The organism is Blastococcus sp. PRF04-17 (assembly GCF_023016265.1).
Lineage (GTDB): Bacteria > Actinomycetota > Actinomycetes > Mycobacteriales > Geodermatophilaceae > Blastococcus_B.
In genome coordinates, this window is the sequence record NZ_CP095412.1 from 1948059 (window position 1) to 1964323 (window position 16265).

Below are 16265 nucleotides of genomic sequence, written 5' to 3' on the forward strand. Positions count from 1 at the left end.
GCACCGGATGGAAGCCCCTGCTGCGGCGGGTAGGACAGGCACACGCACACACCACTGCAACCGGTCTGAAGGGTGGCGCTGCGGGAACTCCAACCACTGACTCCCACACTGCCAGGCCGTCATGATCGCGTTCGCGGCGGTCCGCCGACGTTCCGTAAGCCGTTTGACGTGCCCGTTTGAGCGACCGCGGACATCGACGCACGGGTGCGAACACCGCCAACTGCAACCACAACTGCAACTACGCCCGCGGGTCCTTAACCACGCTCATTAGTTGCGACCGAGCGCGAAGGGACCACGCGCCTGCCGGTTCCCGGTCAATGAGGGAGCGCGACCACTAGGGAATATGACACTATTCTAGATCGAAGACGGGAAGCATAAAGCCCTCGTTTTTACTGCCCCTGCCGCGCTCCCTAACACTCACCAGCGCGTGAAAGTACAAGACTCCAGCGCGCGCAACCCTTAGCGACTCAACAGTGGCAAGCTTTAGATTGTCAATGTCAAGTGTAGTTAGGGCAGTATTGGTGATTCCCTCAGCGTCGAAGAGTTTGCCACGAACTAGGCGGTGCGTACTCCGATTGCGCATTGCCTGCGCTTCCTCGTACAAGCCCCCATCCTCGAGGTCGTCTCCCAGTTCAGCCAGCGCCAAGATCCGCGAGATATCAGCACCCTGTTCGATGAGCTTGGGATGCAGGCCGGGCCAGGGGGCATTCTTTGTCGCTTTGCCGAACCAGTACTTTCGAAAGTTCACACCACCTGGGCTGTCTCCAGTCCCGAGGTACTCGTTAGTCGCTACGGCGATCTTGTCGAGCACGTCCAGTGCAGCCCGGGCACCCAACGTCAGGAAGGAGATGGGCTCTCCATAGACTGCATAGTCAAGCGTGTTGGCGTAGGTTCCCGTTTCTGCTGGATGGAGCGCCCAGCCATCAGCGCCCTGCTCGAGCATTGCGAGGCCCTGATAGGCGGTCCGCCGAGCCGCCAGGTAATCGCTCTTGAGGACGTTGGCCGCAGCGAACACCTGCGGCATTCCTTCCTCGCCGGGCTTAGTGAACACTGCCTCGATTGAGACGTCATCGAAGCGCGGGTTGTCACTACCAAGCCCGTCCATCACGGGCGTGAGCGCGAGCCGCTCTCGAGCCACCCATTGGACGTATGGGTCATCCGACACGGCATGTGCCAGGTGACCGTGCGATTCGATCTCCGGGAGGGCATCCCACAGTTCGGCCGCGCCCTCGCCGGCCAGTTCCACCGTCCTGTCTCGATTAGCTTGCGCGATGGCCCGGTACTTCGAGTAGACGGCTGCCAGGTGGCGGCTGGGCCGAGGCTGGACGACAGTGCTCGATGCAAGCTAGCTGCAGCGTTTCCGGCGGCGTTTCCATTTGTCGGGTCGATAGCAACCGCTTCGGCATATTGCTCGAAGGCCTCAAGCCAACGACCCGAAGTTGACAGCATGTTGCCGAGGTTCGTGCGCGCCTGGGTTCGGTGCACGGAGTTGCTGTCCTGGGCGGCGGCCAGGAAGTCCCGCCGCGACGCGCGCAGATCCGAGCGCACGAGCGCTCGCGCTTTGTAATACTCAGCTTGACGCTGTTCCTCGGCAGCTTCCTCCCACGCACGCTTCATGCGTGCGGCCAGCAGGTTTTCCCGCGCGTTTGCGCGATTGTAGCGAGCATGACTAATCCAGGTACTCGACGCTGGAGCGGCCTCGATCAGATTGTCGAGCAGTTCGACGGCGTAGCCTAGCGCTTCTTCGTCAGTGAGATCGCTGGCGAGATTGATGAGCACACTGGTCATGTTGAGCAGCACCAGTGGCGTGTTAGGAGAGTCGAACGTCGCTTCCCGGAAGTCGAGACTCAGGCCACCAATCATTTCAAGGGCTGCGACAGGGTCTTGTTCCCCACGAGCTGCAATCGCAAAGGTTAGCTGCTCGTACGCGGCAAGTGCTTCTTCCGGGTCGGCGGCTGGTTCAACTCCGGCAATCTCCTCCTCATCTGTCATCGCCGGGCGCTCCCCAGGAGGTTTACACCGACCGCGACACCTCCAAGGGCGCGGATCATCTTGCCCTCCGTTCGATCTGATCAATCATCTGGTCCCAGAAATACAGGAAGAAGCCTTGGGGGCTAACACTCTCGTCGTCGCGCCTTTCGCCCAAGGCCATGTCGGTTACTTGGATCGCCGCCGTGTCCCGCTGACGGTCCCAGATGGGCGTGGCCCAACCGTTGTAGCTGTTCGCTGAATAACTGGGCTGGTCGATGCTCCAGGTCAGGCGGTGGTCACCCCAGCCGAGGCCACCCCCTTGGTGAAGTCGAGACCGTAGACGGTCTCGCCGTTGCGCTCGACCCGAATCATCAAACGGTCGCCAAGGGGCTTAACCGTGCAGATGAATCCCCGCTCTCGAAGCTTCTTGGCGCCGTCCGTGAACTGCGTGGTCAGGTAGTCAAAGAGCCGGTCAAGCTCCTCGTACTTGCTCCAATCGGAACGCGCCACCCTGGGCAGGCGTAGCTGAAGAGCGTGTTCGACCACCGGGCCCAGCTCGGCAGGCGGTGTGCCGGCCTCACGAGACCGACCCACCTTCTGCTGCAGCTGCCGGGCGAGCTCTTCAGGCGTGTAGTCACTGGCACGTAGGTAGTTGGTGTGTGGATGCAGCAGGTCGGCCGGAACCCGGACGTTGTCCATGAGTACGGGCAAGACATAGTCGTCGCCTTGCTTGACGGCCGTCATCATGGCGGCCGAGAACTCGTCCATTGGGATCGGCTTAGCCAGGTACTCCGTCGAGATGAAGGGCACGAAGAACCGCGTCTGCGAGCTGTAGACTGCTCGCTGCTGGCGGATAAAGTTGCCACCCCACCAGTCGTTGTTCTTATCTTTGTCATAAAAGACGTTCAGCCCTAGCGACTTGCATGCCTCGACCGTGCGCGCCACATAGTTTCGATGCTCACCGGCGAAGGACACCGCAAGGTCGTAGGGCTTTTCGTTCATGAAACTATTTTACCGCGACGGCTGCCGTGTGGCATGTTGCCTGGATCCGCAGCCGAGTCAGGTTTCTGCGATCTTAGGGAAGGCACTCCAGTCGTCAGCGGGCCGAAGCGCGACAAGCTGAGCGCCCTGACTATTCCAAGCAAAGTGTCACCATTCGCAACAAGGTTGAGGATTTCAGCCATGCACATGCTCGCCCTCGCTTACTACACGTCCCCCTTGCGAGAACTTCCGGGTGAAGAGTCTTTGCCTCGGCGCTGCATACGGACATCTCCAGGGAACCGCTATTCCCAGTCGCGTTGTGTCATCGCCTGCCGCTCACTTCGTTCGGGTCTGGTTGATGCGCTTGATCAAGCGGCTGAAGTTGTCGAGGGTGTCCTGTTCGAGGGCGTCGATCAGGGTGCTGTCGCGCAGCAGCCGGTCGGCGGGCTTGTAGTGGTCGAACTTCTTCTTCTCCAGCCGAGCCAAGCGCTCGACGATGCGGTCGCCGGGCGGCAGGTCCTCCGGCTTGTGGCTGGTGCCGAATGCGGCGTTGTATAGGCGCAGATAGTCGACCTCGGTGAACAGATCCTCGACGTCGCTGTTCGCGCGCTTGGTGACCTCCTGCACCGAGACGAGACGGTCCCTGTTCAGGCGTCCGGCCTTGATGGCGCGCTCTAGGCGACCCGTTCCCTCGGTGCCGGAGTCGATGAGGACGGTGACGTCGACATTGCTTCCGAGGAGGCTGACGAAGGCGGGGATGTTGCCCGCGCCGCCCGCGGTCAGGATGCGCCAGTCCTTATGCAGCGCGGCGCCACCGTCATCCGCAGCGCGACGGCCGATGAGGTCGAGGTAGAGCAGGTCGCTCGGACCCTCGACGAGGAGGTTGGCTTCCCCGATGAACAGGTGCTGGGCGATGTCATAGCCGAGCGCTGCCTGGAGCGGGAAGAGGCTGTCCTCGCGGACGCTGAGAGCTTCCTGGGTGACGACTGCCCCCTTCTTTGGTCCCTGGTCTTCGACGATGCGGACTCGGTCGAGGTGCTCGCTCTCCACCATGAAGGGGCTGTGGGTCGTGTAGAGCACCTGGGCGGCGGGAGCGAGGCGCTCGTTCACGAAGCGCAGGAAGTCGTGCTGGGCGCGTCCATGAAGAGTGAGGGCTGGTTCGTCAAGGAGGACGATGTAGTCCTCGTTCTTCATCTCGAACTCGGTGAAGGCCGCAAGGAACGAGAAGAACCAGCGGAAGCCGGAGGAGCGCTGGGAGAAGTTGTTGGTAAAGTGGTGCCGGGTGTCCTGGACGCGGACGTCGAGCATGTTCTTGACGACCCGAGGTCTGCCCTGAGGGTCGTTCTGGATCTTCCGGTCGAGGTCGAAGGTAACCCGAAGGTTCGGGTTCTGCCTCCAGTAGTTGAAGACTTGTTCCGTCAGGTCGTTGCTCACGGCCTCCATTTCAGATTTGCGCTCTTCGTAGTCATCTCCGCTTAGCGATTCCGGTGTGGTATTGGCCAGAGCGAGGAGTGAGCGAGCCGTCTGGTCGCTCGACGACCCTGCTCGCTCCTCTTCGGACTCGGCGAGCCGGTCGAGGTCGATGCGTCCCTCCAAGACGCTGTAGTCGCTGAAGTAGAAGAACGTCGGAGCACGCAGCAGGCTGATGACCCGCTTGATCGGCCCATTCGGGATCTTCATGGCTTCCAGTTCGCCGAGCAGGGTGTCGAGGGCGGCTTCCGTTGCGTCCTCGTCTTCATCTGTGAGCGAGTTCTTGAGGCTTCTGGCGGTCTCCTCCAGCGCGGTCAGGGTCGGCTGTCCTGACAGTCGGGGAGCGAGAGAGGCTGGGACGCCGCACGCCTGAAGCACGTTGCGGACGGCCGCCAGGTGGTCGAAGTGGATGTTCCACCAGAGCGTGGCATCGCCATACCGGCGGGAGAGGATGACCTCGTCCGACGACAGGACACCGTCTCCGAAGACGGCGCCGATCTTCTTCTTGTCCTCGGGCTCCAGCAGGAACGTGGCTGTGATTGGTGTGACCTGCTCAATGACCTTCGCCCGCTGGTCGGCGGTCTTGAGCCACCGCGGGTAGTCCTCGCTGACGCTGAAAGTCGACGGATGGGCCGGGTGGAGTCGTGCGAGAGCCGTGAGGATGGCGCTCTTGCCAGCCTCATCCATGCCCACCAGGCAGGTGACGTCGTCCTCGACTTGGATGGGGCCGCTGTCCACGATGTTGCGGAACTTGCGGACCTGGAACTGCTGCAGCCTCACGTGTACCCCCCGCGCCTCATCGCTACTGACACCACCTGGCTGGCTGCCCCCTGGCGCCAGCCGCGATCGGGCCGACCGTAACCCCAGGTAACGACAGACCAAGGCCGCATGGCGATGGACCTCGAAGACCTGGCTCACCTGATGCTGCACGATCCGGATACCTGCCGAGCCAGCAGGAGTACGTCAGGCTGGATGGGGTCGCGCAGACCATGCCGCCCCCACCGCGGCACCCTGCTTGGGTGGAGCTCGCGCTTCAGGGAAGAGAGGACGCCACGTGACCGCGCAGCAGGACTGGGCCGAGAAGCAGCTCTTCGAACCGATCGAGGACATGACGGGTATTCACACCCCTCGGCACGTGCTGGCCCGACTGTCCGCCCTGCTCTTCCCTCAGGAAGTTGTGTTCGTCGACGCGCGCTTCGAGGCGCAGGGCCGAAACGCCGACCTGTGGCTGGTCCTCTTCACGGAGGACCTTGTAGCGGTTCTTCAGGGCAACGGCCTGAACGTCATGGCCCCGCCGAGCGCGAGCCACCAGGCGGGCAACGTCACGGTTGTCGTGCTCGCGCGACGCGCACTTGAGTCAGTCGAGATCACCGAGGGCGGGGGCCCGGGCACGGTGGCATGGAACAGCAACCCGGAGTGGCAGACCGGCACCGAGAACCTGACCACGTGGCCGTTCGGTGGCCAACTGATGCTTCGGTACCGGGGTCGGCCAAGTCCCCTACTCCTGCCCTTTAGTGACAAAGCCAAGTTCGAGGAGTTCGTTCCGCAGCTGATGCAGGACCTGGCATCCGACTAACGCAGCCAGTCAGTCCGGACCGTCCGGAACCGTCCTATGCCTGCCCAGCGCCGTCGGCGCGCTCGGGTCAAGCCCACGGACGAGGACACCCGCCGGCCGACTCCCGAGTAAGTCGACGTCGACTCCAACGCCGCGTGAGCGACCCGAGCGCCACACGCGCGCCGTCGGGGAGCCTCAGGTTCGTATTGGTACCCCGTGAGGCTCGAAGCCGGCTGAAGCAGCCGTTGACCGCGGGACTCCCCCGCTTTCGACCGGCACCAGACCCACCGGAGACATCAAGATCACCGTGCCACACACGTCTTGCATCTGCGGTGTCGGGACTCGTTGTGATGGATAGGCAAGCTGCCGCGAGCGGGCCCCAAGGGACAACTTCAGGCATCTGCCGATCCGATCTGGGGCGCAGAGGGCGGCCAACGTCGCGGCTATCTTCACCGCCATGGCGGACTCGACGGACGGAGCCAACCTGCCCGACCAGTTCGGCGGCGAGGTCACCGACTTCGTCTTGGAAATTGTCGGTGCTGGTATCCCGGGAGCCGGGCTCGTGGCCCAGCCCTTCTTCCGAAAGGTGCGCGAGGAGTGGACCCGCCACCGCTCCACCGCCCTCCGCGCAGCGGTGAGCACGTCCGGCCTGACGCTCGAAGACCTCCGCGAGAAGATCACTGAGGACCCTCGCCTGATCCCGTTGGTTACGCGCCTTCTTTACGCGGCCGGGATGAATGGACACGACCGCACCCTCAAGGCCATGGGAGCTGCATTCGGCCGGGCGACACGGGAGCCCGACGCGTGGAGGAGTGCGAGCTGATCCTCACCGCCATCGCCGACCTGACCGGGGATCACGCGCGCACGCTGCAACTGTTGACTACAGAGCCGCCCGAGTTCTCAGGGACGGCCTTGATTTGGACGCCTGAATTGCTCCATCGTCGATCGGCTCTGTCCTCGCGAACGACGATCCTCTGTCTCGCTGCCCTTGTTGCCCGCGGTTTGGTCGAGTCCACGTCTGGCTTCGGCGGCGTAACGGTTTGCCGAATCACCTCCCTCGGCTTTGAAGTTCTGGAGGTCCTCCGTGAGTATGCGGACGACGCATGAGGAGCCGCGGCGCGGTACGGACGCGGGTCTCGAGGAGGCCTGAGGGGCTACATGAGTGCTGGCTTCTTTCACCAGGCCCTCCGGGGCTTCTTCCTTCGGCACGCAGGAGTACCTGGTGTGCGGGGCGTCCTTAGCGGTCTCGGGAGAGCAGTCCAGTCGCGAACCACTGCACGAGCGTTATGGCCAAGGAGACAGCGACGCTGGCTTCCTCGAAGGACACATCTCCCGGCGAAGAAGGCTGCCCGCCGTGTCGGTCGTGCTGGCCGTGCCAGAGCAAGCGCATCATCCCGACGAGTACCTCTCGCGACGGAGCCCCCTCGTGCTCTCGGGCCATGGGCAGGCGCCAGTCCCCCTGCTGCTCAATGTCTCGCAAGACCGTCCCGAGCGTGGCCTTCTCGTTCTTCGGTGACACGACCGCTACTCCAGCGTCTTCCACCGCCAGGATCGCCAGCCGGTACGCCGCGCTTGGGTTGGACTCAATGCCGTAGAGCGCCTCCCAAGCCTTCGCCAGCCTCGTTCCCGCGCGACCGGCTCGCTGCATCACCGAATCTGCGGCGACCTGGACGCCGGCCGGGACCCGGCGGGTAAGCCCCGGTCGCCCCGCCCGCTCACCGACTTCCCAGGCACTGCGGCTGTGACGCAGCACCTCGGCGAGCTCCTCCGCCTTGGCGTGGCCGCCGTGCGCCAGCAGGTAGTCGACGATCTGTAGAGGATGCGGGTGCTCCTGCAGGGCCGCCATCGCGGCCGTCAGGTGCCGGTTTCCCATATCCAGGCTGACCTCGACGGCCCTGAGCGTCGGAAGCGGGATCCGCAGTGTCTGACACATGCGCTCGGCCAGGGCGCTGTCGAGCATGGCGACTGAGCCGCTTCCGTCCCGGTAACTGCGACGGACGGTGATCCCCTGGCGCACCCACGCCCACATCGCGTTGGCCATCCACCCGGGTACACCGTCGTGCAGCGCGTCGTACTCGGCAATCTCCTCGTCGGTGTCGACACCCAGCGGCCGCCAGGTCTGCTCCTCCGTCACGCTCTGAGTCTGCCAAGCCGATCCCACAGCTCGGGATCAGATGGATCCCCGCTTGCGTTGCGAGACACCGATCTACAGCTCAGCAGCTGTCCAGGTGTCCAGCCCTCAGGCGTGTAGGCGCCAGGGCTCGGCTGGCCGACAGCGCGCGACCGTAGCCGCATCGCTCTTCCTGTCCCGGTTTCGGTTGAGCCCATGTGCGTCTTTGCCAGCCGCCTTGAGGAACACCCTTCGGCAGTTGGCGGAATCTCGGCACCTGCTCGTACCGACGCCGCGTCACCGGAGAACACCAAGATCACAAGCCGACACACCTCATGCATCTGCGGTGACGAGACTCGTTGTGACGGATACGCAATGCGCCGCCCCCTACCCGTTCGCACGGGTCGTCCAACGAACTTGACCGGCCCACTTGCGGACGTCGTGTGACGTCGAGGAGCTTCCGCGGAGTTTCGGGGCGCGCGGGGGCTCTTTGTCGTTCGGAGCCCTACGACCCGCCGTTCGCGATCTCCTGTGCCAACTCGGCCAAGTCGAGGCCATCGGTGGGGCCGTAGTCGAGGTCGGCGTAGATCTTCTCGAGCTCGGCCAGGACTTCCGGCTGGGGTCGACCTGAGTGGGTCCGAGCCACTTCCTCGATGCGCTGGAACAGGTTGCCTACGCTGCTGACTCCGTCTTCGTCCAATTCGATCCGGGCCATAGCTGTCACGTTTCCCTTCGTCGCTGGTCCTGTGGTCCCCCTACGCCCGGAAAGGTAGGCCGAAGTACCGACAGAACCGACGAGCCCCCCGACGCTCTGGGGCGTGGGTGGGCTGGTGTCAGATGAAAGGGCCCGTGTGCCAGCCGAAGGTGGCGCACTGGATGGTGCTGTCGACTTCGTTGATGAAGTACGAGCAGGTCACGACACGACCCAGGTTGTCCGCCGACTCGGGAATCTTGCCCCACCACAGGTTCTCGAAGCCCGGCTCGCGACGGACGCCAGCGTAGGGGTTGCGCGCTCTGGCATGGATCCAAATCCAGACGATCAGCTCGATGTCGCCGTAGCCGCGCAGCCCCTCGACGTCCATGAACTCTTCGAACCGAGGTTCAAAGTCGATGAGCCGCCAGCGGCGTGGTGTGTCTTCAGGCACTCAGCTGGCGGATGCGCTCGAGGATGCGGTCGATCGAATCGGGCTGTCCGGGCTGGCCGCGGCGCTCCTCTGCCTTGGTCAGCATCTCCTGCAGACGGTCAGGGTCGATGTCCAGCTCGTCCTCTGCGGCGGCGCCTTCGCTGGAGAAGTACTCCCGCATCCACTCGATCTCGATCCGGGCGCTGGTGCCGGGTTCGCGGTCGAGATCGGCCAGCTTGTACGGCCGCTCGTTGTGCGTCATGTTGATCAGGTCGCGCGATGTGAGCGCGCCGTACCGACTGACGACGTAGCCGATCGTGTTGAGTTGCGCCTCGGACAACTCTCGTGGCTCGGGAGCTGGCGCGCCGTACCTCTCTGCGCCGTAGAACTCGGCGACGACGGGGCCATTGTCCCAGGCCTTGACCGTCTCGGTGAATAGGGGCTCCTCGGTTGCTGCCAGGTGGTGGCCCTGGCAGTAGTAGAGGAGCTTCTGGAGCTTCAGTGTTCCGATGCCGGGAAGACGGGCGCGGAGCGCTCGGGCAACGTCGTGAGCTGACACTGCCATGCCCAAACTGTACTGAGACTCCCTAGTAGCCGGACGCCTCGGCGTGTCATCTTCGAACATGTGTGCGATATTGGCATGCGGTGCCGACAAACCGACGAAGAGCCCCCACCCGATGCCGTCGGGGCGGGGTGGGGGGCTCTGTCGTGATGCCCGCCACGGACTGGACGCCGGAGGGCCCTTGAAGCCGCCTTGAGGGACACCCTTCGCCAGCTGGCGGCAACCCCGCTGCGGCAGCTCCCGCCGACGCCAAGTTCACGGGAGAGCCAAGAAGATCAAGAGGACGCGTCTAATGCACTCGCGGTCCGCAGCGCGTGGTCACGGGTCTCTGGAGACTCGTCCGGAGCCTTGACGGCATGGGAACCAGCGGCAGCCCCGAATACCGCGCGCGACGGCGGGAGCGGGAGCGGCAACGGCGTCAGCAAGTCCAGGCAACCAACCCAGAGGCCCGCTCGGGCCCGGCGGCAGCGGACTTGCAGGGTCCCGAACGGAGGACCGCGGCGACCGCCTGCGGATGGTGCGGTGGGCCGATCACTCCGGCGAGCAGGGGGCCGATCCCGAAGTGGTGCTCGGCCACCTGCCGGCACCGCGCCTGGGAGCAGACCAGGGCCGCGGCCTCGGGCCTGTCCGCGGTCGAGCTCGTCGAGCGGCGCGTCGAGGTCCAGGTTCCTCTCGTGCCCACCCGCCGCGACTGGCCCAGGCTGCTCGGTGAGCTTGTCGGCCAGCTGAACGATGGGCGGGTCTACGACCGCGACCTGCCCGCCCTGGCGCGGGCCTTGGAGCCCGTACTGGAGGCCTACCGGAGACGTGCACACCTCACGGGCGCCCTCGACGTGCGCTGAACCTGAGACTCCAGGACGTCTCCAGTTGGCAGGAGGCGGTCGCTCGAGTCTCCAGTCTCCCGCGTCAACGACCGCAATCCTCGGCTGGAGACGGACTGGGGACGTTCGGCAGGCCACGCCCCCACCGTCGTGCGGCAGCCTTCGCAGCAATGCGCGACTGATCCGGGAGATGTCGACATGGGTAATCCGCAGCCGCTCCGGGAGGTCATGGCCTCCGATCGGCTCCTCCTCACGCCCGAAGATGCCGCGAAGATCCTCCGCGTCGGTCGCACGACGGTGTACGCGCTCATCAAGAGCGGGGATCTCCGTCCCGTACACATCGGCCGCAGCTGCCGACTCACCCGCGCCGAACTCGAGCGATACGTGAACCGGCTTGAAAGTCCCCAGGCCGGTCCACAGCCTCCTCCGGATGCCGCGTGAATCCACAGCGCGCCTACGCATCGGCTGAGCGGTCCCTCAGACTGAGCCTCCTGCAGAGCGCCGAGGGGTAGCGGATGGCGGGACGCGCGTCGAACGGCGAGTCGACGATCTACAAGGGCGCCGACGGACGCTGGCACGGTTACGTCTCCGTCGGGTTCACGCTCGACGGCAAGCTCGACCGCCGGCACGTCAGCAGCAAGAGTCGTGGCGTCGTGGTCGCGAAGGTTCGAGACCTCGAGCGCAAGCGCGACTCCGGGACGGTCGGCGAGACGTCGACCCCGACCGTCGCCTGGTGGCTCGAGCACTGGCTGACCACAATCGCCCCGCGCCGGGTGCGACAGCGAACCTTGGAGAGCTACGAGTCCGCCGTCCGCAGGCACCTCATTCCCGGCATCGGCCGGCACCGCCTCGACCGGCTGCGTCCAGAGCACCTCGACCAGCTCTACACCGCCCTGCTCGACGACGGCTACTCCCCCGCATCCGTGCTCCGGCACCACCGCATCCTGTCCCGGGCCCTCACCGTCGCCGTCCAGCGCGGCCACGTCCCGCGCAACGTCGCCGGCCTGGTCGACCCACCCGCGCAAAGACCCAGCGACATCGCCACCGCCCTCGACCTCGGCGAGGCCCGCGCCGTCCTGGAAGCCGCCGTCTCCGTCCGCAACTCGGCCCGCTGGACCGTCGCTCTCGCTCTCGGCCTGCGCCAGTCCGAGGCGCTCGCGCTGCAGTGGAAGGACATCGACCTGCTCAACAGCACCCTGACGGTCCGGCGCAGCATCCACCGCGTCCGCGGCGGTGGCCTGATCTACGAGGAGCCCAAGAGCAAGCGCAGCCAGCGCACCCTGGCCCTCCCGCTACCGCTCGTCGCCGCCCTGCACGAGCACAGGGCCGCCCAGCTCGGCCAGCGGATGCTGGCCGGCTCTGAGTGGCACGACGAGGACCTGGTCTTCCCCCAGCCCAACGGCCGGCCGATCGACAAGAAGACCGACTACGACGACTGGACCCGGCTGCTGCAGCAGGCCGGCGTCCGGCACGTCCGCCTGCACGACGGACGGCACACCGCCGCCACCCTGCTGCTCAGCGAGAACGTGCACCCGCGGGTAGTCATGGAGCTGCTGGGCCACAGCCAGATGCGCACGACCATGGACATCTACAGCCACGTCATGCCGGCCCTCGCGAGGGAGGCTGCGGACCGGATGGGTGCCCTACTGCTCTCAAGTAAGGGCAGACAAACTGCAACCACAACTGCAACCAGGCGCGAAGCGGTCGAAGGGCAAGTAGAAGAAAGCCCTGCTCAGATGGGTGGAGCTGAGGGGACTCGAACCCCTGACCCCCACACTGCCAGTGTGGTGCGCTACCAGCTGCGCCACAGCCCCTTGCCGGCCCGGTCTGGTGCGTCCGAGCCGGGAGCAACTGTACAGGCCGGGCCGCTCGCGACCGCGCAGGGGTGGCGACACCCGGCGAGGGTGCCGCCACCCAGGTGCGGGCTCCTCATCTCTGCTTCATCTGGCCGATGCGGATGTTGTTGCCGAACGGGTCGCGTAGGCCGAAGTCGATCCCGTAGCCGCGGTCGACCGGCTCCTCGGGCAGGTCGACTCCCCTGGCCTTGAGCTCGACGTGGGTCTTGTAGGCGTCGTCCGTTCGGAAGAACAGCGTGCCGCCCGACGCGCCCTTGGTGAGCAGCGCGCGCACCTCGGCCGCCGTCTCTTCACTCAAGGCCGGCGGGCCCGGCCGCTCGAGCAGGATCTCCCGGTCGGGGGCGCCGGGGACGTTGACGGTGAGCCACCGCATGAAGCCGAGGTCGGCGTCGGTGTGCACCTCCAGGCCCAGCTTGCCCACGTAGAAGTCGAGCGCCTGGTCCTGGTCGAGGACGTAGATCTGCGTGATCCCGATGTTGTTCAGCATGGCCGCAACGCTAGGGACGCTCACTTCCCACGCGCTTCTCCGAAACTGCTCGGCCTCAGCCAGGCCATCGCGAAGCAGGAGGGCACGTCGGGCAGCGGCCCCCGCCGGCGGTAGTCGCTCGGCGGCTCGCCCACGACGTCCCGGAAGACCCGGCTGAAGGTGCCGAGCGACGTGAACCCGACGTCCATGCAGATGTCGGTCACCGACCGGTCGGTCGACCGCAGCAGGAACATCGCCCGCTCGACCCTGCGCCGCTGGAGGTAACGATTGGGCGTCTCGCCGAACGTCGCCCGGAAGGTGCGGATGAAGTGCGCCTCCGAGACGTAGGCGATCCGCGCCAGCGTCGGCACGTCGAGCGGCTCGGCGTACCGGCGGTCCATGACGTCGCGAGCACGCAGCATGCGGAGGTTGGTCTCCTCCACCGCCCGGCTCACGAACCGGATCGAAGCACGTCCGGATCAGAGGTGGACGCCGCGCTCGCGCAGCCAGGTGACCGGGTTGATCCGCTCGCCGTCCTCACCGCCGCGGTGCACCTCGAAGTGCAGGTGCGGGCCGGTCGACTGGCCGCGGTTGCCCAGCAGCGCGATCGTGTCACCGGCGTCCACGTACTGCCCGGGCTCGACGAGGATCTCGTCCATGTGGCCGTAGACCGTGACGTCGCCGTTCTCGTGGAGGATGTAGACGGCCAGGCCGAAGCCGCTGGCGGCGCCGGCGCGCAGCACCACGCCGTCACCGGCGGCGTACTCGGGTGTGCGCATGGGAGCGGCGAGGTCGATGCCGTGGTGGAAGGTGCCCCAGCGCGGCCCGAAGCCACTGGTGAGCCGCGCTCCGGCCACCGGCAGCACGAACTTGGGGCGGGCGGCCTCGATCGCAGCGGCCTCCGCCTCGGCGCGGGCGGCACGCGAGGCGGCACGCGAGGCGGCCACCTCCTGCAGCCGGGCCTGCGCCTCGGCGACGGTGACCGACGCCTGCGGCTTGACCTCGAGGTTCTCGTCCTCGCCGCGCAGCGCCTGCTGCGCGTGGAGCACCGACGTCGCCTCGGCCGAGGCCGCCGGGGCTCCGGTGAGGCTCAGGCCGGCCGCCGCGACGCCGCCGGTCAGCAGCGCGGCCAGCAGGAGGGCGGGACGGCGCGGCGCGGAACCGCGGGGAGGGCGGGCCGGGCGACCGGAACGCGTTACCGCGCCTCGACGGCGGGCCGGACGGACGGCGTCCAGGAGGTCGGTGACGGCCTCCGGGGCGGAACCTGCGTCCATGCACCTGCCTGTCGCCTCGAGGGGAAGACGGCCGATCCGACGTGGTTCGGCTGTCCGTCATACAAACATTCCGTGACGCGTTCGTGACCGGGCGTCCGGCGCGTCTGCCGGGACACGCCGCGCGACCTGTCCCACACTGCTCACGAGTCACAGCTGTTACTGACACGGATGTCATTCCCGCTCGCGCGCTCTGCCCGCCAGTGGTCCTGCTCACGATGCCCGGCGCGGCGTACACCCGAGCGGGTGGCGGCCCGTTTGAGCAGGGGGCGCAGCGGGCAGGATGGTTCTCCCGGCGTGAAGAAATCGCGCCCGCTGCGACAGTTGAAGATTCGATGTCGCGCGCGCGGTTGGACGCCGGACCCATTGCGCGGGGAGCCGCTGGACCCGTGTACTGCTGATCCACCGTCGGCCCGTGACTGGGACGGCCGCGATGAGCCGTGCCCACGACCGAGAGACGGAGGGATGCAGTTGACCCAGCTCCACACCTACTCGCCCCTCCCCTGTCCGCAGGACTGCCGCGCACCCCCGACCTGCCCAACGTCGCGGCGGTCGCCGACACCATCCGCCCGCTCTCCGACGAGACGCTCGCCCAGCACGGCAACCAGGTCCTCGTCCCGACCTACGACCGCTCGCTCCTCACTCCGGCCGTCGTCCACTTCAGCGTGGGCGGGTTCCACCGGTCCCACCAGCTGCTCTACTTCGACGAGGTCGCCGAGCGCGGCATCAGCACCGGCTGGGGCGTGGTCGGCGTCGGCCTGCACAGCCGGAACATGAAGGACGCCCTCGCGCCGCAGGACCACCTCTACACGGTGGTCGAGCGCAGCCCGGACGGCGAGCGGGCCCGGGTCGTCGGCGTCATGATCGACTACCACTTCGCCCCGGACGACCCGGCGACGGTGCTCGACGTCCTCACCGATCCGCGCACCCGCATGGTGTCGCTCACCATCACCGGCAGCGGCTACCGGCTCTGCCCGCAGACCGGCGAGTTCGACCCGGCCGACGTCGACATCCGCTGGGACCTCGAGCACCCGGACCAGCCGCGCACCGTCTTCGGCTTCATCGTCGAGGGCCTCGACCGCCGCCGCCGGGCCGGCCTGCCGCCGTTCACCGTCGTCTCCTGCGACAACATGCACCGCAACGGCGACTGCGCCCGGTCGGCCCTGGTCGGCTACGCCCGGCTCCGCGACGAGGTGCTGGCCCGCTGGATCACCGACCGGGTCGCCTTCCCGAGCAGCATGGTCGACCGGATCACGCCGCACACCACGCCCGAGGAGCGCGAGGCCGTAGCGCAGCGCTACGGCGTGCAGGACAACTGGCCGGTGATCACCGAGCCGTTCTCCCAGTGGGTCATCGAGGACGACTTCTGCAACGGGCGCCCGCCACTGGACCAGGTCGGCGTCCGCTTCGTGCCCGACGTCGCGCGCTACGAGCTCATGAAGACCCGGCTGCTCAACGCCAGCCACTGCGCACTGGGCTACCTCGGCTCGCTGGCCGGCTTCACCAGCATCGACCAGGTCATGGCCGACCCGCTGTTCGCGACCTACGTCGCCCGCATGATGGACGACGAGGTGACGCCGCTCCTGCCGCCGCCCGACGGCATCGACCTCGCGGAGTACAAGCGCACGCTGCTCCAGCGGTTCGCCAACCCGGCGATCGCCGACACGCTCTCCCGGCTCGCCCGCCGCGGGTCGACCAAGATGCCGCACCACCTGCTGCCCACTCTGCGGCAGGCCGTGGCCGAGGACCGGCCGCACGGGCTGCTCACCCTCGCGGTGGCCGGCTGGTTCCGCTACCTGCGCCGCACGGACGAGTACGGGCGGCTGATCCCGATCGACGACCCCCGCGCCGACGAGCTGCAGGCGCGGGCCGCGGCCGGGGGCACCGATCCCCGACCGCTGCTGGCCGACCGGACGATCTTCGGCGACCTGGCCGAGCATCCGGCCTTCGTCGCCGAGCTCGAGCAGGCGCTGGAGCGCATCGAGCGGGACGGCGTCCGGGCCGCGATGACCGGCGCCGTGACCGGTTCGGGAACACTGCGGTCGTGACAGGAGCCGCAACCCACCCCCAGAACACGC

17 protein-coding genes, 1 tRNA gene and 1 pseudogene are annotated in these 16265 nt (G+C 66.6%); 7 read left to right on the forward strand and 12 right to left on the reverse strand.

The genetic code is table 11. The features are described 5' to 3' along the window. Positions 1-349: 349 nt before the first annotated feature. The 4 genes from MVA48_RS09945 to MVA48_RS09960 form a co-directional block, all read right to left on the reverse strand. Positions 350-1105, reverse strand: coding sequence for an LA2681 family HEPN domain-containing protein (locus tag MVA48_RS09945; RefSeq protein WP_246989153.1), 756 nt, complete (start codon positions 1103-1105; stop codon positions 350-352). Then, entirely contained in the window at positions 1105-1992 is an 888-nt protein-coding gene (locus MVA48_RS09950; protein ID WP_246988374.1) for a hypothetical protein, read from the reverse strand. The genes MVA48_RS09945 and MVA48_RS09950 overlap by 1 nt, the downstream gene beginning before the upstream one ends. Before the next feature lie 264 nt (positions 1993-2256). Further along, positions 2257-2973, reverse strand: a complete 717-nt coding sequence (locus MVA48_RS09955) for a toll/interleukin-1 receptor domain-containing protein (RefSeq protein WP_246988377.1) — start codon at positions 2971-2973, stop codon at positions 2257-2259. 315 nt (positions 2974-3288) lie between these two features. After that, a complete protein-coding gene (locus MVA48_RS09960) occupies positions 3289-5202 on the reverse strand; it encodes an AAA family ATPase (RefSeq protein ID WP_246988379.1) in 1914 nt (637 codons plus the stop codon). A gap of 274 nt (positions 5203-5476) precedes the next feature. On the opposite strand from MVA48_RS09960, the gene MVA48_RS09965 reads away from it, so the two are divergent. The 3 genes from MVA48_RS09965 to MVA48_RS09975 all read left to right on the forward strand — a co-directional run bounded on the left by MVA48_RS09965 (position 5477) and on the right by MVA48_RS09975 (position 7084). Beyond that, positions 5477-5998 (forward strand): hypothetical protein, encoded by a 522-nt coding sequence (locus MVA48_RS09965; RefSeq protein WP_246988381.1) that lies wholly within the window; start codon positions 5477-5479, stop codon positions 5996-5998. Between the two features lie 436 nt (positions 5999-6434). Continuing rightward, positions 6435-6800, forward strand: a complete 366-nt coding sequence (locus MVA48_RS09970; protein ID WP_246988383.1) for a hypothetical protein — start codon at positions 6435-6437, stop codon at positions 6798-6800. Further along, positions 6782-7084: a putative transcriptional regulator gene (locus MVA48_RS09975; protein WP_246988385.1), complete on the forward strand. Its 303-nt coding sequence runs from the start codon at positions 6782-6784 to the stop codon at positions 7082-7084. The genes MVA48_RS09970 and MVA48_RS09975 overlap by 19 nt, the downstream gene beginning before the upstream one ends. 130 nt (positions 7085-7214) lie before the next feature. On the opposite strand, the gene MVA48_RS09980 is transcribed toward MVA48_RS09975, so the two are convergent. The 4 genes from MVA48_RS09980 to MVA48_RS09995 all read right to left on the reverse strand — a co-directional run bounded on the left by MVA48_RS09980 (position 7215) and on the right by MVA48_RS09995 (position 9776). Further along, positions 7215-8111, reverse strand: coding sequence for a hypothetical protein (locus MVA48_RS09980; RefSeq protein ID WP_246988387.1), 897 nt, complete (start codon positions 8109-8111; stop codon positions 7215-7217). A gap of 481 nt (positions 8112-8592) precedes the next feature. Beyond that, positions 8593-8802 (reverse strand): hypothetical protein, encoded by a 210-nt coding sequence (locus tag MVA48_RS09985; protein WP_246988389.1) that lies wholly within the window; start codon positions 8800-8802, stop codon positions 8593-8595. 118 nt (positions 8803-8920) lie between these two features. Then, a complete protein-coding gene (locus tag MVA48_RS09990; RefSeq protein ID WP_246988391.1) occupies positions 8921-9232 on the reverse strand; it encodes a hypothetical protein in 312 nt (103 codons plus the stop codon). Further along, positions 9225-9776 carry a Panacea domain-containing protein gene (locus MVA48_RS09995; RefSeq protein ID WP_246988393.1) on the reverse strand — a complete coding sequence of 184 codons (552 nt, stop codon included), beginning with the start codon at positions 9774-9776 and terminating at the stop codon, positions 9225-9227. The genes MVA48_RS09990 and MVA48_RS09995 overlap by 8 nt, the downstream gene beginning before the upstream one ends. A gap of 470 nt (positions 9777-10246) precedes the next feature. Here MVA48_RS09995 and MVA48_RS10000 point away from each other — a divergent pair, with 470 nt between their 5' ends. The 3 genes and pseudogenes from MVA48_RS10000 to MVA48_RS24115 all read left to right on the forward strand — a co-directional run. After that, entirely contained in the window at positions 10247-10615 is a 369-nt protein-coding gene (locus tag MVA48_RS10000) for a hypothetical protein (RefSeq protein ID WP_246988395.1), read from the forward strand. A 207-nt stretch (positions 10616-10822) separates the two neighbouring features. Continuing rightward, positions 10823-11035 carry a helix-turn-helix domain-containing protein gene (locus MVA48_RS24110; protein WP_371821236.1) on the forward strand — a complete coding sequence of 71 codons (213 nt, stop codon included), beginning with the start codon at positions 10823-10825 and terminating at the stop codon, positions 11033-11035. 74 nt (positions 11036-11109) lie between these two features. Next, positions 11110-12135, forward strand: a pseudogene (locus MVA48_RS24115) (tyrosine-type recombinase/integrase); the annotation flags it as partial. Between the two features lie 200 nt (positions 12136-12335). On the opposite strand, the gene MVA48_RS10010 reads toward MVA48_RS24115, so the two are convergent. From MVA48_RS10010 to MVA48_RS10025, 4 genes are all read right to left on the reverse strand, one after another. Continuing rightward, a tRNA-Ala gene (locus MVA48_RS10010) sits at positions 12336-12408 on the reverse strand. A gap of 115 nt (positions 12409-12523) precedes the next feature. Then, complete coding sequence (locus MVA48_RS10015; RefSeq protein ID WP_246988399.1) at positions 12524-12937, reverse strand: VOC family protein; 414 nt, start codon at positions 12935-12937, stop codon at positions 12524-12526. A gap of 20 nt (positions 12938-12957) precedes the next feature. Further along, a complete protein-coding gene (locus MVA48_RS10020; protein ID WP_246988401.1) occupies positions 12958-13371 on the reverse strand; it encodes a helix-turn-helix domain-containing protein in 414 nt (137 codons plus the stop codon). A gap of 24 nt (positions 13372-13395) precedes the next feature. Next, entirely contained in the window at positions 13396-14190 is a 795-nt protein-coding gene (locus MVA48_RS10025) for a M23 family metallopeptidase (RefSeq protein ID WP_246988403.1), read from the reverse strand. Between the two features lie 437 nt (positions 14191-14627). Between MVA48_RS10025 and MVA48_RS10030 the strand changes: the two genes are divergently transcribed. After that, positions 14628-16235 carry a mannitol dehydrogenase family protein gene (locus tag MVA48_RS10030; RefSeq protein ID WP_246988405.1) on the forward strand — a complete coding sequence of 536 codons (1608 nt, stop codon included), beginning with the start codon at positions 14628-14630 and terminating at the stop codon, positions 16233-16235. Positions 16236-16265: the final 30 nt, after the last annotated feature.

Excerpts from the sequence above, each read along its gene's own strand:
- MVA48_RS09945 (WP_246989153.1), bottom strand. The coding sequence starts at position 1,105 with ATGGACGGGCTTGGTAGTGACAACCCGCGCTTCGATGACGTCTCAATC.
- MVA48_RS09950 (WP_246988374.1), bottom strand. The coding sequence starts at position 1,992 with ATGACAGATGAGGAGGAGATTGCCGGAGTTGAACCAGCCGCCGACCCG.
- MVA48_RS09955 (WP_246988377.1), bottom strand. The coding sequence starts at position 2,973 with ATGAACGAAAAGCCCTACGACCTTGCGGTGTCCTTCGCCGGTGAGCAT.
- MVA48_RS09970 (WP_246988383.1), top strand. The coding sequence starts at position 6,435 with ATGGCGGACTCGACGGACGGAGCCAACCTGCCCGACCAGTTCGGCGGC.
- MVA48_RS09985 (WP_246988389.1), bottom strand. The coding sequence starts at position 8,802 with ATGGCCCGGATCGAATTGGACGAAGACGGAGTCAGCAGCGTAGGCAAC.
- MVA48_RS09995 (WP_246988393.1), bottom strand. The coding sequence starts at position 9,776 with ATGGCAGTGTCAGCTCACGACGTTGCCCGAGCGCTCCGCGCCCGTCTT.
- MVA48_RS24110 (WP_371821236.1), top strand. The coding sequence starts at position 10,823 with ATGGCCTCCGATCGGCTCCTCCTCACGCCCGAAGATGCCGCGAAGATC.
- MVA48_RS10015 (WP_246988399.1), bottom strand. The coding sequence starts at position 12,937 with ATGCTGAACAACATCGGGATCACGCAGATCTACGTCCTCGACCAGGAC.
- MVA48_RS10025 (WP_246988403.1), bottom strand. The coding sequence starts at position 14,190 with ATGGACGCAGGTTCCGCCCCGGAGGCCGTCACCGACCTCCTGGACGCC.